15 protein-coding genes and 3 pseudogenes are annotated in these 16,893 nt (G+C 62.3%); 6 read left to right on the forward strand and 12 right to left on the reverse strand.

The features are described 5' to 3' along the window. Positions 1-52 precede the first annotated feature (52 nt). The 5 genes and pseudogenes from ASG27_RS28025 to ASG27_RS19425 all read right to left on the reverse strand — a co-directional run. Positions 53-169 (reverse strand): annotated as a pseudogene (locus ASG27_RS28025) (copper-transporting ATPase); the annotation flags it as partial. A gap of 145 nt (positions 170-314) precedes the next feature. Further along, complete coding sequence (locus ASG27_RS19410; RefSeq protein ID WP_015012944.1) at positions 315-743, reverse strand: TlpA disulfide reductase family protein; 429 nt, start codon at positions 741-743, stop codon at positions 315-317. Positions 744-869: 126 nt separating this feature from the next. After that, positions 870-1,367, reverse strand: coding sequence for a signal peptidase II (gene lspA / locus ASG27_RS19415; protein ID WP_015012943.1), 498 nt, complete (start codon positions 1,365-1,367; stop codon positions 870-872). A 157-nt stretch (positions 1,368-1,524) separates the two neighbouring features. Continuing rightward, positions 1,525-2,148 carry a phosphatase PAP2 family protein gene (locus ASG27_RS19420; protein WP_015012942.1) on the reverse strand — a complete coding sequence of 208 codons (624 nt, stop codon included), beginning with the start codon at positions 2,146-2,148 and terminating at the stop codon, positions 1,525-1,527. A 5-nt stretch (positions 2,149-2,153) separates the two neighbouring features. Continuing rightward, positions 2,154-5,078: a heavy metal translocating P-type ATPase gene (locus ASG27_RS19425; RefSeq protein WP_015012941.1), complete on the reverse strand. Its 2,925-nt coding sequence runs from the start codon at positions 5,076-5,078 to the stop codon at positions 2,154-2,156. A gap of 95 nt (positions 5,079-5,173) precedes the next feature. On the opposite strand from ASG27_RS19425, the gene cadR reads away from it, so the two are divergent. Continuing rightward, positions 5,174-5,572 carry a Cd(II)/Pb(II)-responsive transcriptional regulator gene (cadR, locus tag ASG27_RS19430; protein WP_015012940.1) on the forward strand — a complete coding sequence of 133 codons (399 nt, stop codon included), beginning with the start codon at positions 5,174-5,176 and terminating at the stop codon, positions 5,570-5,572. 3 nt (positions 5,573-5,575) lie between these two features. On the opposite strand, the gene nadE is transcribed toward cadR, so the two are convergent. Both nadE and ASG27_RS19440 read right to left on the reverse strand, forming a co-directional pair. Continuing rightward, on the reverse strand, positions 5,576-6,409 hold the full coding sequence (gene nadE / locus ASG27_RS19435; RefSeq protein ID WP_015012939.1) for an ammonia-dependent NAD(+) synthetase: 834 nt from the start codon (positions 6,407-6,409) through the stop codon (positions 5,576-5,578). A gap of 12 nt (positions 6,410-6,421) precedes the next feature. Beyond that, positions 6,422-7,657, reverse strand: a complete 1,236-nt coding sequence (locus tag ASG27_RS19440) for a sterol desaturase family protein (RefSeq protein ID WP_056419595.1) — start codon at positions 7,655-7,657, stop codon at positions 6,422-6,424. Between the two features lie 213 nt (positions 7,658-7,870). Between ASG27_RS19440 and ASG27_RS19445 the strand changes: the two genes are divergently transcribed. Continuing rightward, positions 7,871-10,012 (forward strand): protein-disulfide reductase DsbD family protein, encoded by a 2,142-nt coding sequence (locus ASG27_RS19445; RefSeq protein ID WP_051022651.1) that lies wholly within the window; start codon positions 7,871-7,873, stop codon positions 10,010-10,012. 70 nt (positions 10,013-10,082) lie between these two features. After that, positions 10,083-10,697, forward strand: a complete 615-nt coding sequence (locus tag ASG27_RS19450) for a cation transporter (RefSeq protein WP_015012936.1) — start codon at positions 10,083-10,085, stop codon at positions 10,695-10,697. Positions 10,698-10,977: 280 nt separating this feature from the next. Here the strand turns inward: ASG27_RS19450 and ASG27_RS19455 are convergent. After that, positions 10,978-11,415: pseudogene (locus ASG27_RS19455) on the reverse strand (DDE-type integrase/transposase/recombinase); the annotation flags it as partial. Positions 11,416-11,581: 166 nt separating this feature from the next. Between ASG27_RS19455 and ASG27_RS26120 the strand changes: the two are divergent. After that, a pseudogene (locus ASG27_RS26120) lies at positions 11,582-12,214 on the forward strand (histidine kinase dimerization/phospho-acceptor domain-containing protein); the annotation flags it as partial. Positions 12,215-12,277: 63 nt separating this feature from the next. Here the strand turns inward: ASG27_RS26120 and ASG27_RS28030 are convergent. Beyond that, complete coding sequence (locus tag ASG27_RS28030; RefSeq protein ID WP_442854098.1) at positions 12,278-13,009, reverse strand: Crp/Fnr family transcriptional regulator; 732 nt, start codon at positions 13,007-13,009, stop codon at positions 12,278-12,280. On the opposite strand from ASG27_RS28030, the gene ASG27_RS26930 reads away from it, so the two are divergent. Then, a complete protein-coding gene (locus ASG27_RS26930; protein WP_148279919.1) occupies positions 12,938-13,177 on the forward strand; it encodes a hypothetical protein in 240 nt (79 codons plus the stop codon). The genes ASG27_RS28030 and ASG27_RS26930 overlap by 72 nt on opposite strands. Before the next feature lie 30 nt (positions 13,178-13,207). Then, positions 13,208-13,600 (forward strand): Spy/CpxP family protein refolding chaperone, encoded by a 393-nt coding sequence (locus ASG27_RS26935; RefSeq protein ID WP_015012932.1) that lies wholly within the window; start codon positions 13,208-13,210, stop codon positions 13,598-13,600. A 30-nt stretch (positions 13,601-13,630) separates the two neighbouring features. On the opposite strand, the gene ASG27_RS19475 is transcribed toward ASG27_RS26935, so the two are convergent. The 3 genes from ASG27_RS19475 to ASG27_RS19480 all read right to left on the reverse strand — a co-directional run bounded on the left by ASG27_RS19475 (position 13,631) and on the right by ASG27_RS19480 (position 16,873). Then, positions 13,631-15,988 (reverse strand): heavy metal translocating P-type ATPase, encoded by a 2,358-nt coding sequence (locus ASG27_RS19475; protein WP_056419605.1) that lies wholly within the window; start codon positions 15,986-15,988, stop codon positions 13,631-13,633. A gap of 44 nt (positions 15,989-16,032) precedes the next feature. Then, complete coding sequence (locus ASG27_RS26130) at positions 16,033-16,269, reverse strand: DUF2933 domain-containing protein (protein ID WP_082493284.1); 237 nt, start codon at positions 16,267-16,269, stop codon at positions 16,033-16,035. 190 nt (positions 16,270-16,459) lie between these two features. After that, on the reverse strand, positions 16,460-16,873 hold the full coding sequence (locus tag ASG27_RS19480; RefSeq protein ID WP_235504080.1) for a DUF305 domain-containing protein: 414 nt from the start codon (positions 16,871-16,873) through the stop codon (positions 16,460-16,462). Positions 16,874-16,893: the final 20 nt, after the last annotated feature.

The following is a 16,893-nucleotide window of genomic DNA, read 5'->3' on the forward strand; positions in this document are numbered from 1 at the left end:
CAGCGATGGCCACGGACTTAACCTAGATCAAATCCGGGCCTGCCGAGCCATCTCAGCCCTTGCGAAGTCGCAGGGCATTGGCGATCACGGACGCCGAACTCAGGCTCATTGCCAAGGCCGCGATCATCGGCGAAAGCAGCCAGCCGGTGAAGGGATACAGCAACCCAGCTAGAAACCTCCACATAGTGTCTGCCCGGGGCAAACTCTTCCTGGGCGCGCGAGGTGGAACGCATGCCAAGGGTCAAGGGAAGTGCAAAGCTGCAGAAAACAAGCGTTTTGATCATGATGAAGAATGAAGAAAAAAATGGCTTGGCTTAGCTTTCAGAGAGCAATCGGTCGATAAGCAGATTGAGCTCAGCGAAGTCCGGCTTGCCCACAAAGCGTTTCACTACCACCCCTCGTTTGTTGAGGAGGAACGTTGTAGGCGTGACATTGACATCGCCCCACGCCTTGGCCACCACGCCGGTGTTGTCGATGGCTACAGCGAATGGCAACCTGCGTGTTTGGGCGAAGTTGACCACGTAGGCCGGGGGGTCATAGCTCATGGCCACCGCGATGGTCTCGTAGCCGCGGCCACGGAACTTTTCGTGGCTGGCCGACAGCATCGGCATCTCCGCCACACATGTGGTGCAACTGGTCGCCCAGAAGTTGATCAGCGCCACCTTTCCTTTGAGGTCGGAAGTGGTCAGCGACGAGCCATCCAGCAGCGTGAAAGTGCTTTCTGGGGCGGTCGAGGAATTCATGCAACCTGTGAGTGCCAATGAGATAGCGGCGAGGGCAAGGACGTGTCGCAGAGGTTTCATCTATGCACCTGTTTTGGTGGACGGGATCGAAGGCATACCAGATTGGAACTCCCAAGACGCTCTGGTTCACCGTGGCTCTTTCGCTGCGATAGGACTGTCCCCGCTCATAAGCGACGCAAGCACCAGTGTGATCGCTCCCCCAACAATGACCATGTCGGCTATGTTGAAGGCAGGCCAGTGCCATCCGCGCAGGTGAAAGTCGAGGTAGTCAATGACCTGACCGCGCACGGCCCGGTCAAATGCGTTGCCCAATGCACCGCCCAGGATGAGGCTATATGAAAGGCCTTCCAGTTTCCGCAATGGGCTGTACAGCTGCAGCACCAGCCAGGCTGAGACCGCGAGGGCAATCGCAAGGAAGAACCATCGCTGCCAGCCACCAGCGCCGGCGAGGAAGCTGAACGCCGCACCAGGATTGAGCACATGGACCAAGTTAAAAAATGACGTGACCTCATGCGACCATCCCAAGGGGGTAGTCGCATCGATGTAACTCTTGGCTGACTGATCGGCTAGAAACACAATGACCGCGAGTGCGTACCATTGCGTTCGTTCGGATGGCTGATTCATATGATTTCGCTCGGATTTGCAGACTTCGCGCTCGGCGTCGACAGGAAGAGAAAAGGAAATTGATGGTTTCTTTGCTGGCGCGGGTAGAGCCAAAAGGAGGTTAAGTCCGAACCGTCCAGGCCGCCCGCATTTGCGCAGCACGACCTGAAAGCGACATTCACCACCTCGGCCCTGCCATCGGCACACCTCGCGCGATGCGTTGAACCCATGCGCCCGCAGCCGCAACGCATGTCCCACCCAGTGCTAGGCCGGTAATCACGTCCATCGGAAAATGCGCGCCCAAGACGATGCGCGACCAGCCTACTGCGGCTGCGAACACCAGCAAGCCAACCCTGCCCGCCCGGCCCAGTGCTGGCCAAAGCGCTGCCGCCAGGACCCCTACATAGACCGAGTGGCCGCTGGGCATGGTGTAGCGGCTGTCAGGCGCAGCGTGGACCCGGTAGACAGCATCTCCCAGGACCACGAACGGACGCGGCAGCGCGAACATCGCCTTTAAAACAGCTGTGCCGGCGAAAGCAAACACCAACCCAATCACGAATCTGCACAACTGTACGTCGAGCGGAGTTGACCGTTCACGGACCTGCCTTCGCCGCCAAACCAGCATCAGAACCACGACGGCGGGCGCTCCCCAGTAGCTGCCAAACGCGCTTAGGGTTTCGGGCAGCCAGATCCAGCCGTCAGGCAGCGCGCGCTGGATGACCAGGAAGAGGTCCACGTTGGCGCCGCCCCAGTCATAGAGCCAGTGTCTCGTCCACTGCGTCGCGGTGTGCGGCGCTTGCATGTCGGTCAGGCCGTCTTGAGCTTGAGCAGGCGCAAGCCATTGAAGACGACGAGCATGCTGGCCCCCATGTCTGCGAACACTGCCATCCACATGGTGGCATGCCCAGTGAACGTAAGTGCGAGGAAAACCGCCTTGATCCCCAACGCCAACACGATGTTCTGCGTCAGGATCGAGGCGGTCATGCGCGACAAGCGGATGAACGTCGGAATCTTGCGCAGGTCGTCGTCCATCAGCGCGACGTCGGCCGTCTCGATAGCGGTGTCGGTGCCAGCCGCGCCCATAGCGAAACCAATATCGGAACGCGCAAGGGCCGGCGAGTCGTTGATACCATCGCCCACCATGCCGACCTGGCCCTCACCGCCGATGAGACTCTCGATGGTTTTGAGTTTTTCTTCGGGCAGCTGGTCGCCACGGGCTTCGGAGATCCCAACCTGGGCCGCGATGGCGTCGGCCGTGTGCTGGTTGTCCCCTGTGAGCATCAGCGTGCGCACGCCCAGCGCCTGCAGGTCGGCCACGGCTTCACGGCTGGTTTCTTTCACCGTGTCGGCGACGGCAAAGATGCCGAGCACTGTGGTTTCGTTCATCAGCAGGATGGCCGTCTTGCCTTGGCGCTCAAGGGCTTCCAGCTGCGATTGCAACGCGACTTCGCTGAGGCCGAGCTCTTTCGCGAGCCGGTGATTGCCCATCTGCAGCATCCGACCGGCAATGCGGCCCCGCACGCCGCGCCCGGGCAATGCCGCAAAGTCGTCGACTTCGTGCAGCAAGACGCCGTCCCGGTTCGCCCTGCGGGCAATGGCTTCGGATACCGGATGGTCCGAGCGGGCAGCGAGGCTCGCAGCCCATGCGGCCACTTCCTTCCCATCGCCGACCAGGGGCAGGAAGTCGGTCTGCTCGGGCTTGCCGTGGGTGAGCGTGCCGGTCTTGTCCAGGGCCAGAGACTTGAGCTTGCGCCCTCCCTCCAGGTACACGCCGCCCTTGATCAGGATGCCGCGCCTGGCGGCTGCGGCCAGGCCGCTGACGATAGTGACGGGCGTGGAGATGACCAAGGCGCAGGGGCACGCGATCACCAGCAACACCAGCGCCTTGTAGATCCAGTCGAACCAGGCGCCACCGAACGCAAGCGGCGGAACGACCGCGACCAGCACAGCCACCACGAATACAGCCGGGGTATAGACCCGCGCGAACTGATCGACGAAGCGCTGCGTGGGCGCGCGGCTTCCCTGCGCGGACTCCACCGCATGGATGATGCGCGCGAGCGTCGAGTCGCTTGCGCCAGCGGTCACCTTGTACTCAAAGGAGCCGGTCTCGTTGATGGTGCCCGCGAAAACCTGGTCGCCTTCCGCCTTCTCAACGGGAAGGCTCTCGCCAGTGATGGGGGCCTGGTTGATAGCCGAACTGCCTGCGGTGATAAGGCCGTCCAGTGCAATGCGCTCGCCCGGACGCACCCGGACCACCGAGCCCTTGGCGATTTCCTTGGCCGGCAATTCCTTCCACGAGCCGTCGGTCTGCCGCATAGTCGCGGTCTCTGGTGCCAGGTCCATTAGCCCGCGTATCGCATTGCGGGCGCGGTCCAGCGACTTCGCCTCGATCACCTCGGCCAGCGCAAAGAGGAACATGACCATGGCCGCTTCGGGCCAGTGGCCGATTGCCATACCACCTGTGACCGCGATGGACATCAGCGCGTTCATGTTCAAGTTGCGGTTTTTAAGGGCTATCCAACCCTTCTTGTAGGTGCTTAGGCCACCGGTGAAAATCGAGACAAGGGCCAGCACGATGACAGCCCAGTGGTTGCCGTCGTTGACCCAGTACACGCCTTCGGCGAGCACGGCTGCGATGCCGGAAACCGCCATTGGCCACCAGTTGGTCTTTTGCGCGGGCGCCTGCGGATCGCGCGGCTCATCGGTTTTCTGCATCTCGGTTTCCATGCCCAGCGACTCGATGGCTTCGACCGCCGGCTTGAGCGCGTCGGGCGCGTGCCGGACGGTGAGCGTGCGCTGCATCAGGTTGAAGTCCAGTCCCTGCACGCCGGGCATGCCTTGAAGCTTGCCGCGGATCAGGCTTTCCTCAGTCGGGCAATCCATTTTTGCAATGCGCAGCAGTGTGGTGACCGTTTGCAGGTCCTGCCGCTCGGCCCGCATGCCGATGGAAACGAGCGCCTTCTCGATCGGTGTCGTCGAAGGGAGGGTGTGCTGGACGCCCAGCACCCGTTGCATCAGGTTGAAGTCCAAGGCAGTGACGCCTGGCTCCTTGCCCAGGCGGTTGCGGATCAGCGCTTCCTCCGTTGGGCAATCCATGTTCTCGATCCGGTACGTCACGCGCTCTCCGGCCGGCATCGCGGAGACCGGGGCGGGCGACTGGGGCTGCGGGGGTTGGGCCGCCGGGGATTCGACCAGTGCCGCAGTTGCCACCGGGCTCCCGGGGGTTGCGGTCTGCTCCTTGGCACGCATGCCGATCGAGGCCAGCACCTGCTCCATCTGCGCGCGCGCCTCGGCAAGGTGCTTCACTGACAGGGTGCGCTCGGCCAGATCAAAGTCCAGGTCCTGGACTCCCTCGACCGCGCCGAGGTACGAGCGAATGAGTTTCTCCTCGCTCGGGCAGTCCATGTTCTCGATGCGGTAGGTGGTCAGCACCGGGGCATCCCGGACGGCCAGCGCCTTCATACCCACCGCGTTCAGCGCCTGCGCCAGGGCATCGGCCGTTACCACGCTGTGCGAAACGGTGAGCTTGCGCTGCGAAAGATCGAAGTCCAGCCGCTCGACGCCGGGCATGCCCTCCAGCGTCCGCCGCACCAGTGCTTCTTCGTTGCGGCAATCCATGTTGCTCACATGGAAAACCGTGTTCTCGCTGCCGGCCTGCTCCTTGGCACAGCTGGCCTCTTGGCCGTTGTTGCCGCCGGTGCAGCCGCACGAGTTGGACGGGTCTTTGTTCATAGATTGCTCACTCTTCGTTGGCAGGGGCTTTCCCCGCATGCCATCATTGGACAACCTCTAGTTGATATAGAGTCAAGCTTTTGCGGAGAAGAATCATGCTGCGGATCGGCGAACTGGCCAAAAGGGCGGACTGCCTGGTGCAGACTGTGCGCTTTTACGAGTCCGAGGGATTGCTTCTCGATCCCGCGCGCAGCGAGGGAAATTTCAGGCTGTACGACGATGCCCACCTGCAGCGCCTGCTGTTCATCCGGCGCTGCCGGGCCAAGGACATGACCCTGGTTGAGATTCGGCAACTGCTGAGCTTCCGGGATCGGCCTGAGCTGGACTGCGGCGAGGTGAACTCCCTGGTCGATTCCCATATCGCTCAAGTGCGGGTCAAGATCAAGGAATTGCGCGAGCTGGAGCGCGAGTTGATCGATTTGCGGCGCTTGTGCGACTCCGCCCGCACCGCGCGCGAATGCGGTATTCTGAACAGCTTGAGTGAGCCCGCCTGAAGCTCAAGCGGCGCGCTGGGGAGCGGGGACGACAGGCAGCGCCCGCTTGTGGGCCGTGCGGCGGTACGTCTGCACGATCACCTCGGCGCTTGGCACGTCCACCTCCTTACCTTCCAGGAAGTCGTCGATCGCGTCGTAGCTGACACCCAGCGCGGCCTCATCGGGGCGCAATGGTCGCATGGTTTCCAGATCGGCCGTGGGGACCTTGTGCGCCAGCTGCTCGTCGCCCCCCAGCGCCAAAGCGAGGGCGCGAACGCGCCGCTTGGTGAGGCCGCCCAGCGGACTCAGATCGAACGCGCCGTCGCCGAACTTGGTGAAGAAACCCATCACCGCCTTGGCGGCATGGTCCGTCCCGACCACCAGCCCGCCCGTTGTGCCTGCGGTTGCGTACTGCGCGATCATGCGCTGGCGCGCCTTGATGTTGCCGAGCACGAAGTCTTCCTGCCAGTGGTCGTTGAACTTGAGTCCGCCTGCTTGCAACTGCGCGAGCATCGCGTCGGCGGCCGGCTTTATGTCTACTTCCAGTGTCTCGTCCGGATCGATGAAGGATAACGCCCGCCGCGCGTCAGCCTGGTCGGCCTGCACCCCATACGGCAGCCGCATCGCGATGAAGCGGATGGGCATCCCCGAGGAGCGCAGCTGCTCTGCCGCGAGTTGGCAGAGGCGTCCGGCGACGCTCGAATCCACTCCGCCGCTGATCCTAAGCACAAGCGATCCCGCCGTCGCGGCTCGCGCGTACTCTACGAGGAACTTCGTGCGCCTAGCTACCTCCGTTGATGCATCGAAGTGCGGGTCGACACCCAGCTCGGCGGCAATGCGGCTCTGTTCTGTCGTCATGAAGAGGAGATGTTATCGGCGCTGAAAAGTAACGGGGTCCAGCTCCGACGGCCACGTGCCGTGCTCCATCACGCCAAAGCGCCCGGTGCCGACGTTCTGCGGCGGGGTGCGGCCAAGCGCATGGCCCACGGGAGCCAGCGCGAGACGGACGACTTGGGCCAAGATCTCCGAATAGTCGCGAGTCCTCCAGGCCAGACCGAGCATCGATGCGTGACTACGCAGGTGCAGGCCCAAGTAGCACTGAGACACGATATGGCCGAGCTCTTGCGCACGCCATGCTCCGCGCAAATCGCCGGTGACCTCGCGAGAAGCAGCTAGTCCCGTCTCGCGCAGGAACGCGGCACGGGCGAGCCCGTAGTCGCCGGCTAAAGCGTCCGTCGACGCTGGCGGGCTGCGGAAGGGGTAGCCCAGCTGCGGGCCGTAGTCCATCGGAAAGTTAGTCTCCTTCAGACCCACTTCAGTGGCGCCCAGATTGTGCTTGGGCAGTCGAAAGGTACCGAACAGGTGGTCCCAGAGCATCCAGAACTCGCCGTAGTTGACCTGGGCGTCCTCGTACTCGCGCTTGTGATGCCAACGGTGGACTTCAGCGGCGCCGATCACAAAGCGCAGCGGCCCGACCCGGTAGTCCATGTTGGAGTGCTGGAAGGCCAAGTGCACGGCCAGCAGGCCGAGCCATGCTCCGACGGCCAATGCTGGCGCTCCCATCAGCACCACGGCAAGCAAGCCGGGCGCGGCCATCATTCCGGCATGCAAAGGGTGCCGGCGCTCTCCGTTGAGCCAGTAAAGACGTTCCGAGCTGTGGTGGATCGCGTGGAACCGCCAGAGCCAGGCCACGCGATGACTTAGCCAATGGACGCTGTAGAGGCTGAGATCGAGGACCGCGCCAACTGCGAGGGCCTGCGCCCAAAGCGGCCACTGATCTGGCCACAATGTCCCGGCCGACCACAGGGGCGCCAGGGCAGCAATAACGCCGTGGACGGTGAGGAGTACGACGAGGTTGATCACTGCGTGGATCGCGTCGCAGATGCTGTCCCGGTGGTCGCGGGCCCAGGCCTCATGAAAGGGCAGTCGCCGCTCCAACAGGGCGACAGAAGCGAGTGCGGCGGCCACCGTGAGCGGCACCGTGGGGAAATAAGGCCAGCCGGCCGCGAGCCCACCGAAGAGCACCACGGCGGTTGCGCCAAGGACCAGCGGGTAGCTGCCATACCGGATGACAGCTCCCAGGAAGGGGGATTTTTTTGTACTCATCTTATTCCTCGCGAAATCTGGTTGGGATTGGAAACCCTCTAGTTACGGTAGAGTCAAGCGAGCCTGATTAGAGCCCCCCGACAGGTCGAGGCTGCTGGCAATCCGCCCACGGAATGCACCTATAGTCGCGTCCGATGGCGTGCATCGCGCGCGCCGCAAATGCATTGCCGTTCCATGTTCACGCCATCTACTTCCGTCGCCGCCCGCCTTCTCATGCTGCTGTTTCTGTTGTGGGGCGGCGCGGCATCGGCGCAGCTCGGCGGCAAGAGCGTGGTCGTGACCGAGCGGACGCGCGCGGAACTTCTGGCCCATGCGCCCGAGGGCTTGGAGCCGGGTAAGCCGGTCTGGGTGGGCCTGCAGCTCGCGCATCAGCCGAAGTGGCACTCGTATTGGAAAAATTCCGGTGACTCCGGGCTCCCCACCAAGCTCGAATGGAAGCTGCCCGCCGGAGTGCTGGCGGGAGAGATCGCATGGCCGACGCCCGGCAAGTATTCGATCGGCACGCTAATCAACTTCGGCTATGAGAACACGGTGCTGCTACCGGTACCTCTGACCATCACGCCGGAATTCAAGCCTTCGGCCCTCGGCGGGACGCTGGAGGTCAAACTCAAGGCGCAATGGCTGGTGTGCCGCGAGTTATGCATTCCCGAGGAGGGCGAATTCTCGCTTGCGGTTTCCGCCAAGAGCGCTACGGCTTTGCACGGCGGCGTCTTCCAGGCAAGCTTCGCGGCACAGCCGAAGCCGCTCATGGGTCAGGCAACTGCCACGATCGATGGGAATGCCTTGCGGCTTCGAGTCAGCGGGCTGCCTGCGAGCCTTCGCGGCAAGCCGGTGGAGTTTTTTCCGGAAACAACGGAGGTCATCGAGACTTCCGCGCATTGGAGCCAAGCATGGGACGGCCAGGTCTGGACCGCGCAGGTCCCGCTCTCGCCCCAGCGAAGTCAGAGTCCCGATGTGATGCCGATTGTGCTGACACAGGGCAATGAAGGATGGAGCATTGACGCACGCGTGCAAGGCTCATGGCCTGCGACTGCCGCGCCGGTCGCTGTGTCACCGGCCCTACAAGAAGCGCTTCGCAAGAATGTGACTGCGGCGGCGGCGGAATCGGGCGCCGGGTTGACGTTCACGGCTGCCTTGCTGGGCGCTTTGCTCGGCGGGCTGATCCTGAACCTGATGCCTTGCGTCTTCCCGGTGCTGGCGATCAAGGTGGTCGGCTTCGCCCAGCATGCCAGCGACCAGCGGGCACGGCGCCTCGACGGGGCGGCGTACTCCGCCGGGGTGGTCGCGTCGTTCGCGGCGCTGGGACTGCTCGTCGTCGCGCTGCGCGGCGCCGGGCAGCAGCTCGGTTGGGGGTTCCAGTTGCAGATGCCTGGAGTGGTCGCCGCGCTGGCCGTGTTGTTCACGCTGATCGGCCTGAACCTGACGGGCGTGTTCGAGGTCCGCCAGCTCATCCCCACCCGCTTGGCTTCCCTACAGAGCAGCCATCCGGTGTTGAACTCCTTTCTGTCCGGCGTTCTGGGGGTGGTGGTGGCGTCGCCCTGCACGGCACCTTTCATGGGGGCCGCGCTGGGGTTCGCGGTAGGGCTCCCCGCCGTCCGAGCCCTCTTGATCTTCGCGGCGCTGGGCGCCGGCATGGCGCTGCCGTACCTGGTCGCGAGCTGGGTCCCGGCCTTTGCGCGGCTGCTACCGCGTCCAGATGAGTGGATGGTGACCTTTCGCAAACTGATGGCCTACCCGATGTTCGCAGCGGTGGTGTGGCTGTTGTGGGTGTTAGGGCAGCAAAGCGGCATCGATGCGGTCAGCGCCTTGCTGGTGGTCTTGGTTGCCACCAGCATGCTGGCATGGAGCCTGGGCTTGACGGGCCGCACGCGCGTGATCGTCAGTCTGATTGCAGTCGCGTGTGCGGCTGGATCCGCCTGGCTGCTCGCAGGCCAGATTGGCACAGTGCAGTCGCAGAAGACTGTGGCGGTGAACGATGGTACTTGGCAGGCTTGGGCGCCGGGCCTGGTGGAGCAATTGCTTGCGAGCGGCCGTCCAGTGTTTGTCGACTTCACCGCGGCATGGTGCGTCACATGCCAGTACAACAAAAAGACGGTGTTGCAGAACCCGGTGGTGCTGGCGGACTTCGCAGCCAGGGACGTTGCCCTGTTGCGTGCCGACTGGACGCTGCGCGACCCGGCGATTACCGCCGCACTGGGGAAACTCGGGCGCAGTGGCGTACCTTTGTACGTGCTCTACACCAGCAACGCTCCTGCGCGAGTTCTTTCCGAAATATTGAGCGCGTCCGAACTGCGCGCGGCGCTCTCAGCTTCGACCTTGGCGCCTTCGCCGAAAGGCCCGCAGGCGTCGCAGTAGCTATGTGATGCAGGTGCTTGACCCTCCAGCCACTGTAGGCTTCAAGATGTGTGGACTCTAAGGGACAAGCATGGCTGAACACGACGAAGACGACGAACTCGGTGGGTTGGACGCGAGCAACGCAGCTGACCGCAAAATCTTGCGGACCGTGTTGCTGATCAACCTGGGACAGTCCGCCGCTGGCATCGGCCTTGGCATATGGGCTGCCTCCACTGCGCTGATGGGCGCCGGACTGGACAACCTCGCCGACGCATCGGTCTACGCCGTCAGCTTGTACGCCGTCGGGCGGGCGGCCATGGTCAAGGTACGCGCAGCGCGTTTGTCCGGCTACTTGCTTATTGGCCTAGCCGTGCTGCTATTGGTGGAGGTTCTGCGCCGCTTCTCGGGGGGCGAGGAGCCGGTGGGTCCAGCGATGATGGCGATAGCTGCGGCGAACGCGGCTTTGAACCTGGTGTGTTTGAGGTTGCTGCGCCGTCATCGCGGTGAAGACGTTAACTTCAAGGCGTCGGCGATCTTCACGAACAACGACTCCATCGTCAACGGCTCCATTGTGCTGTCCGGGGCGCTGGTCATGTGGCTGGGATCGAATATCCCGGACCTGTTGCTGGGCGTTGTCGTAGCTGCAATTGCAGCAAATGGGGGGCGCGAAATACTGCGGGAAGCATCAGAAGCCCTTCCGGAATGACTTCGGCTTTTATGGGCACTACGCCGCCGGATATGCGAGCTCCTTGGAGGCCACATACTAACGCGCGTCCGCCCTTCAGAAATCTACAAATCTGAGGTGCTGTGGGCTAGCGATCGGCTGGTCAGCCGTAAGGGCGCGGTGAACCCATGTTGACTACCGACGGCGGGTATGGTTTTGATCAGATGGTGTCGGCGGGCTGCCAGCAATGCGGCAGCAACTCTTCAATCCGGCTGGCCTTGTGGGTGGGCAGCCGGTTGAGGACGTCCTTGTTTGGTTTAAGTCAGGTCACCACAGCAGTGTCCTGTTTGGCAAGTTGTCGATAGGAGTTGGCCTCAACGGGCGGGAGGTACCCGATGGGTTCGAGCAGGCGATGGTGGTTGAACCATGACACCCATTCCAGAGTTGCAAGCTTCACAGCCTCCTTGGTCCGCCACGGCGCTCGGCGTTGAATCAGCTCGGCCTTGTAGAGTCCGTCGACGGTCTCGGGCAAGTCGTTGTCGTAGCTGTCTGTCGCCCTTGCTGCCCACAGATGGCTCGATGCCGGCTTCGGCCAGCCGCTCTGTGTAGAGAATGCTGAGGTACTGAGATCCCCTATCGGAGTGACAGACCAGGCTCCCGTCGCACTCCGGTTGCCGGGCGTACACAGCTGTTCCAGCGCATCGAGCACGAAGTCCGTGCGCATTGAACTGCTCACTCGCCAAGGGGGAACCCTGCCAGCCTCACGAGGCCTCGGTGTTCAGCCGGCCGCGTTTTCTCGGCTTTCTCATCAGCACATAGGCCGCAGGAATCACGAACAAGGACAACAGCGGCGCCGTCACCATACCGCCCAGCATGGGGCCGCGATGCGGCTCATGACCTCCAAGCGTCCCGCTGCACCATGACACTTTCTGGTTGAGTTGCGCAGCACCTTGCTCTGGTACGCCTTGATCGCCGTTGCCATGAGCGGTGTTCTGGGCTGGCTGGCGGCACACCAAGGCCTGGCGCCGCTGCGAGCAATGAAGGCCAAGGCGGTTGCCGTGTCCGGGCATCAGTTCAGCGAGCGCATGCCGGTTCAGGCGGTGCCGGTCGAGATGGCCGATCTGGCGGGCGAGCTCCACGGCATGCTGGACCGATTGCAAGACGACTGTCACCGGCTGTCGGAGTTCTCGTCAGACCTGGCCACGAACTGCGCAAGCCGATCAGCAACCTGCTGACGCAAACCCAGCTGGCGCTGTCTGCCAAACGTGATGCGCCGACCTACCGCAACATCCTGGCATCGAACGCCGAAGAGCTGTAGCGCATGGCCCGCATGGTGTCGGACATGTTGTTCCTGGCCAACGCCGAACGCGGCATGGTGCTTCCGGGGCGCGAGCGATTTGCCATGGCACTAGAGGTCCAAGCTCTGATGGAGTTCTTTGACGCGGGGGCAGAAGAGAAGGGAGTTCGCCTGACCTTGTCGGGTGACGGCGAACTCGATGGTGACAGACTGATGTTCCGTCGTGCCATGGGCAATCTGCTGTCCAACGCTGTTCGGCACAGTGACCCGGGCAGTCCGGTGGAAAAGACGGTCCACCGAGGCGAATACGTCCTGTCGATCCACGTCATGAACACCGCCGACGTTCGGCGCTGGGGGCCAGCACCCCCGGTTGGCATATCTTCAACCCATTTTTTAAGCGCAAGATGGCCCCCTGTCGCTGCAGGCGAGCAAGTGCCCGGTAAAGCGCTTCGTGAGTAAGACCGATGTCTTCGGAAAGATGCTTCAGCGTTCCTTGTTGAGTCCAAAAACCGGACGCGTCACAGTGAAGTCCTATGAATTGCAGAATCCGCTCCTCGGCTGAGCGCGTCTGCTTTATCTCCAGCCTGGTCCGAAGTCCTTGAACGCGCCGTGCCAACTCGGCCGTGAATGTCCACAACAGCTCGGGCGACTTGCGCAGTTGGTCGACCAATGCCTGCTTGCGAAAAACCAGTACCTCCGAGGATTCCAGTGCTACCGCGTCGCAGTGGTATATGGCTGAGAAAAGTGAAGCTTCGGCAAAGAACTCGCCTTGCCGCACTGTGTGCATCGTGGCTTGACCGCCAGTGAGGGTGGTGCGAATTAGGCGCACACAGCCGGACCGCAGGCGAAAGACGCCCGCACTTGCAGCGCCCTCGCGAAAAAGCATCTGCCCCGAAGCAAGACAACGCAGCGAGGGCGTGACACCAAACGCTCTGTCCGAAGGCGCGATGCAGTCCTCTGCATCTTCAGGTGATGAAGTTTCCATATGACTGCAATCATATTCATCTGGCAAAAATCGAACGAAGATTTTTGGGCACCAACTCCCTTCAGATCCCATATGAAAACGCTACTCGCCTATTTCCTTCTGGCTGGCACTGCCTCCGTTGTCGCAGCCCAGTCCCACAAGCATCCTGATCCAAACCAACCTGCTCAGCTCGCTCCGCACACCGCACCCTCGCAATACGCTGGCTATAAACAGCGCGAAATCAAAGCACTTTCTCCGTAGCAAATCGAAGACTTTCAAGTTGGACGAGGCATGTCGCTCGCACTTGCAGCCGAACTCAATGGCTTCCCCGGCCCCGCCCACGTTGTGGAGCTGGGCGAAAAGTTGCGTCTAACGAAAGACCAAGAGCGAGAAGCGACGGCGCTTACAGAGCAGATGAAGGCCGACGCTCAACGATTCGGCAAGGACGCAATTGAGACCGAAAGGGAATTGGATCGCCTCTTCAGGTCAGGGCCGCCCAGCGAAGCCAGCGTGACTCAGGCAGTTGAACGCGCTGCGCTCGCGCAAGCTTCGCTTCGCGCTTCGCATCTGAACTACCACCTGCGGACGGTCGCAATCCTCACGCCAATGCAAGTAGCGCGCTATCAAGAACTGCGCGGCTATGTAGCGCCTGCCAGCGCTATTCCAAAACACAGGGCAAATTGATGCTGCTGCCCAGCAGGCCTGGTGTTTCCGTCATCGACCGGTACGCAACCGCAAGGCGTTCGCGATCACTGACGCCGAACTCAGGCTCATTGCCAAGGCTGCGATCATCGGCGACAGCAGCCAGCCGGTGAAGGGATACAGCAACCCAGCGGCAATCGGTATGCCCAGCGCGTTGTAGAGGAAGGCAAACATCAGGTTCTGTTTCATGTTGCCTACCGTCGCTTCAGACAGCTCACGGGCTATGGAGATACCTCGCAGGTCCCCCTTTACCAAGGTGACTTGGGCGCTGTTCATCGCCACATCGGTACCCGTGCCCATCGCGATCCCCACATCTGCCTTGGCAAGGGCGGGCGCGTCGTTGATCCCGTCACCCGCCATGGCAACAACACGGCCTTCGGCCTGCAGCCGGGACACCAGGGCCAGCTTGTCCGCAGGCTTGACCTCGCCATGAACCTCATCAATCCCCAGCTTTGCCCCCACCGCCTTGGCGGTGGTCATGCCGTCGCCCGTGGCCATGACAATGCGCAGCCCCGCCGCATGCAAGGTCGCCAGCGCTTCCGGCGTGCTGGCCTTGATGGCATCCGAGACCGCAAGCAGGCCTTGAAGCTGGCCATCGGCCGCCAGGTACATCACGCTGGCGCCTGTGGCGCGCAAGGCCTCTGCCTGCGCAAGCAGCGGGTTCGCAGAAACCCCGACCTGCTCCATGAGGACTGTGTTGCCCAGGGCGAGCTGGCGTCCAGCGACCTGTCCGCGCACCCCGATGCCAGACCCGGACTCAAAGTCCTCGGGCTTGTCCAGGGCCAGCCCCTTGGCGCGGGCCGCTTGGACAATGGCATCGGCCAGCGGATGCTCGCTGCCTTGATCCAGACTGGCTGCCAGGCGCAGAACCTCATCCTCGGACAGACCGGGCATGGCAACAACCCGCTCGAAGGATGGTTTGCCCTCTGTGAGCGTGCCGGTCTTGTCCACGATCAGCGTGTCCACCTTGCGCAGGTTTTCAATGGCTGCCGCGTCCCTGAACAGCACGCCGCTGGTCGCCCCCCGACCAGTAGCCACCATGATCGACATAGGAGTCGCGAGGCCCAACGCACAAGGACACGCGATGATCAGCACGGCCACGGCGTTGACCAGGCCATAGACCCAACGTGGCTCCGGGCCGAACAGGCCCCACGCGAACAGCGTGAGCAACGCGATGCCCACCACGGCCATGACAAAGTACCCCGCCACCTGGTCCGCCATGCGCTGCATGGGGGCCCGTGAGCGCTGCGCCTGGGCCACCATTTGAACGATCTGCGACAGCATGGTCGCCGAGCCCACCCGCTCGGACCGGATCACCAGTGCCCCGTTGGTATTGAGCGTGGCACCGATGACAGCGTCCCCAGGTCCTTTGACGATGGGCACAGGCTCGCCAGTGAGCATGGCTTCGTCCACCGCGCTGCTCCCCTCGACCACCACGCCATCCACCGGCACCTTCTCACCGGGACGTACGCGCAAGAGGTCTCCCACATGGACATGGGACAACGGGACATCACTCTCCTGGCCGCTGGCATCGATGCGCCGCGCGGTCTTGGGCGCCAGGCCTAGCAGCGACTTGATGGCAGCCGAGGTCTGCGAGCGTGCTTTGAGCTCCAGCATCTGGCCCAGCAGCGTGAGCGAGATGATGACAGCGGCGGCCTCAAAGTACACCGCCACACGCCCCATGGCCTGGAACGAGGCAGGAAACACGCCGGGCGCCACGGTGGCTACCACGCTGTAGACAAATGCGGCGCCCGTGCCCAAGCTGATCAGCGTCCACATGTTGGGACTACGGTTGGCAATGGACTGAGCGCCGCGCACAAAGAAGGGCCAGCCAGCCCACAGCACGATCGGAACCGTCAGCACGAGCTCAATCCAGCTCTGTGTGGCCATCTCGAACCACTGCAGCCGGTGTCCCACCATGGCCAGTACGGTGACCACCACGGTCAGTGGCAGCGTCCACCAGAAACGATGCCGGAAATCCACGAGTTCGGCGTTTTCTCCCTCCTCCAGCGTGGGCAGCATGGGCTCCAGCGACATGCCGCATTTTGGACAGTTTCCGGGATGGCCCTGCTGCACCTCTGGGTGCATGGGGCAGGTGTAGATGGTGCCGGGCTGAGCTGCTTCAGGCTCGGCCCCAGACGTGCCATCAGCGCCCGGTACGTACTTCTGCGGTGCCTCGACAAAGCGCCCCTGGCACTTCGCGCTGCAAAAGTAGTAGTTGTGGCCCTCGTGGAGCGCGGTGTATTGGGACTGGGCAGTCACCGCCATACCGCAGACGGGGTCTTTCAACGCCGTGGAGGATGGAGGTTTGTGACCTTCATGAGGAGGATGCTTGTGGTGAGCATGATCGTGTGGCGCTGCTGTAGCCATGGTGGTAGTTCCTGAAGATGAGTATCTTGTCCTGCGCGGGAGTACTAGCGGTCTGATCCGCCGCCATGCGAACCGTGGCTCCCATGTCCGTGGAAGAGGTGCATTAGCGGGCAGGCCAACAAGAGCAGGTAAGGCCAATAACCTGCGATATGCGACCAGTGCTCTCTGAGCAGGAAGAATGCCCCGATCAGTCCAAGCATGATCACTGCACCGATCAACTTGTTGCTGCTGCCTGAAGGCTTTGTAGCGCCAGAATGCTCAGTGGTGTGGCTGTGGTTCATGGTGTTCTCCAACAAAGGTCACAGGTGGTGGACCTCGTGGGAACGATAGGGCTTAACACGGTGGGAGTGTCAAGCATGAACATCCGCCACCCTTGATTTCAATCAACGGCCCGGACTGCAACAACATCGACTTGCACAGACCTGGATTTCGACGATTCAAAGACCCAGGGCTGCGACATCGGACCGAGGACTACTTGGCGGGAGCGGCAGGTGCCTTGCCACTGCGGGCCAGAAATGCGTCCAGTTCAGCGATTTCCTTTTTCTGCGCTGCAACGATGTCCTTGGCCATCTTTAGCATTTTGGGATCCTTGCCAGCCCGCAACTGGGCCTGGGCCATGTCAATCGCACCCTGGTGGTGGACCCGCATCATCTGGGCAAAGTCCACATCAGGGTTGCCCGACATGGGCACAGACGCCATCTTGTCGTTGTTCTCTTTCATCATGGCCTTCATGTCCATCTTGCCCTGAGGCATCGATTGATCCATGCCGGCTCCCTTCATGCCGGAATGGGGTGCGGTCTGGGCCTGAACAGACAGGGGCGACAACAAGCTGCAAGCAACGAAAGCGGCAGCGGTGAGCGAGTGGGAAGCGGGGAACTTCTTCATGGTGTTCTCCAAGTGTTGAG

Origin of the sequence: Acidovorax sp. Leaf191 (assembly GCF_001424425.1) — a bacterium.
Classification (GTDB): Bacteria; Pseudomonadota; Gammaproteobacteria; order Burkholderiales; family Burkholderiaceae_C; genus Acidovorax.

Bases quoted from the DNA above. Each gene is read 5' to 3' on its own strand.
- ASG27_RS19410 (WP_015012944.1), bottom strand. From the start codon at position 743: ATGAATTCCTCGACCGCCCCAGAAAGCACTTTCACGCTGCTGGATGGC.
- lspA (WP_015012943.1), bottom strand. From the start codon at position 1,367: ATGAATCAGCCATCCGAACGAACGCAATGGTACGCACTCGCGGTCATT.
- ASG27_RS19420 (WP_015012942.1), bottom strand. From the start codon at position 2,148: ATGCAAGCGCCGCACACCGCGACGCAGTGGACGAGACACTGGCTCTAT.
- ASG27_RS19425 (WP_015012941.1), bottom strand. From the start codon at position 5,078: ATGAACAAAGACCCGTCCAACTCGTGCGGCTGCACCGGCGGCAACAAC.
- cadR (WP_015012940.1), top strand. From the start codon at position 5,174: ATGCTGCGGATCGGCGAACTGGCCAAAAGGGCGGACTGCCTGGTGCAG.
- nadE (WP_015012939.1), bottom strand. From the start codon at position 6,409: ATGACGACAGAACAGAGCCGCATTGCCGCCGAGCTGGGTGTCGACCCG.
- ASG27_RS19440 (WP_056419595.1), bottom strand. From the start codon at position 7,657: ATGAGTACAAAAAAATCCCCCTTCCTGGGAGCTGTCATCCGGTATGGC.
- ASG27_RS19445 (WP_051022651.1), top strand. From the start codon at position 7,871: ATGCTGCTGTTTCTGTTGTGGGGCGGCGCGGCATCGGCGCAGCTCGGC.
- ASG27_RS19450 (WP_015012936.1), top strand. From the start codon at position 10,083: ATGGCTGAACACGACGAAGACGACGAACTCGGTGGGTTGGACGCGAGC.
- ASG27_RS26930 (WP_148279919.1), top strand. From the start codon at position 12,938: ATGACTGCAATCATATTCATCTGGCAAAAATCGAACGAAGATTTTTGG.
- ASG27_RS28030 (WP_442854098.1), bottom strand. From the start codon at position 13,009: ATGGGATCTGAAGGGAGTTGGTGCCCAAAAATCTTCGTTCGATTTTTG.
- ASG27_RS26935 (WP_015012932.1), top strand. From the start codon at position 13,208: ATGTCGCTCGCACTTGCAGCCGAACTCAATGGCTTCCCCGGCCCCGCC.
- ASG27_RS19475 (WP_056419605.1), bottom strand. From the start codon at position 15,988: ATGGCTACAGCAGCGCCACACGATCATGCTCACCACAAGCATCCTCCT.
- ASG27_RS26130 (WP_082493284.1), bottom strand. From the start codon at position 16,269: ATGAACCACAGCCACACCACTGAGCATTCTGGCGCTACAAAGCCTTCA.
- ASG27_RS19480 (WP_235504080.1), bottom strand. From the start codon at position 16,873: ATGAAGAAGTTCCCCGCTTCCCACTCGCTCACCGCTGCCGCTTTCGTT.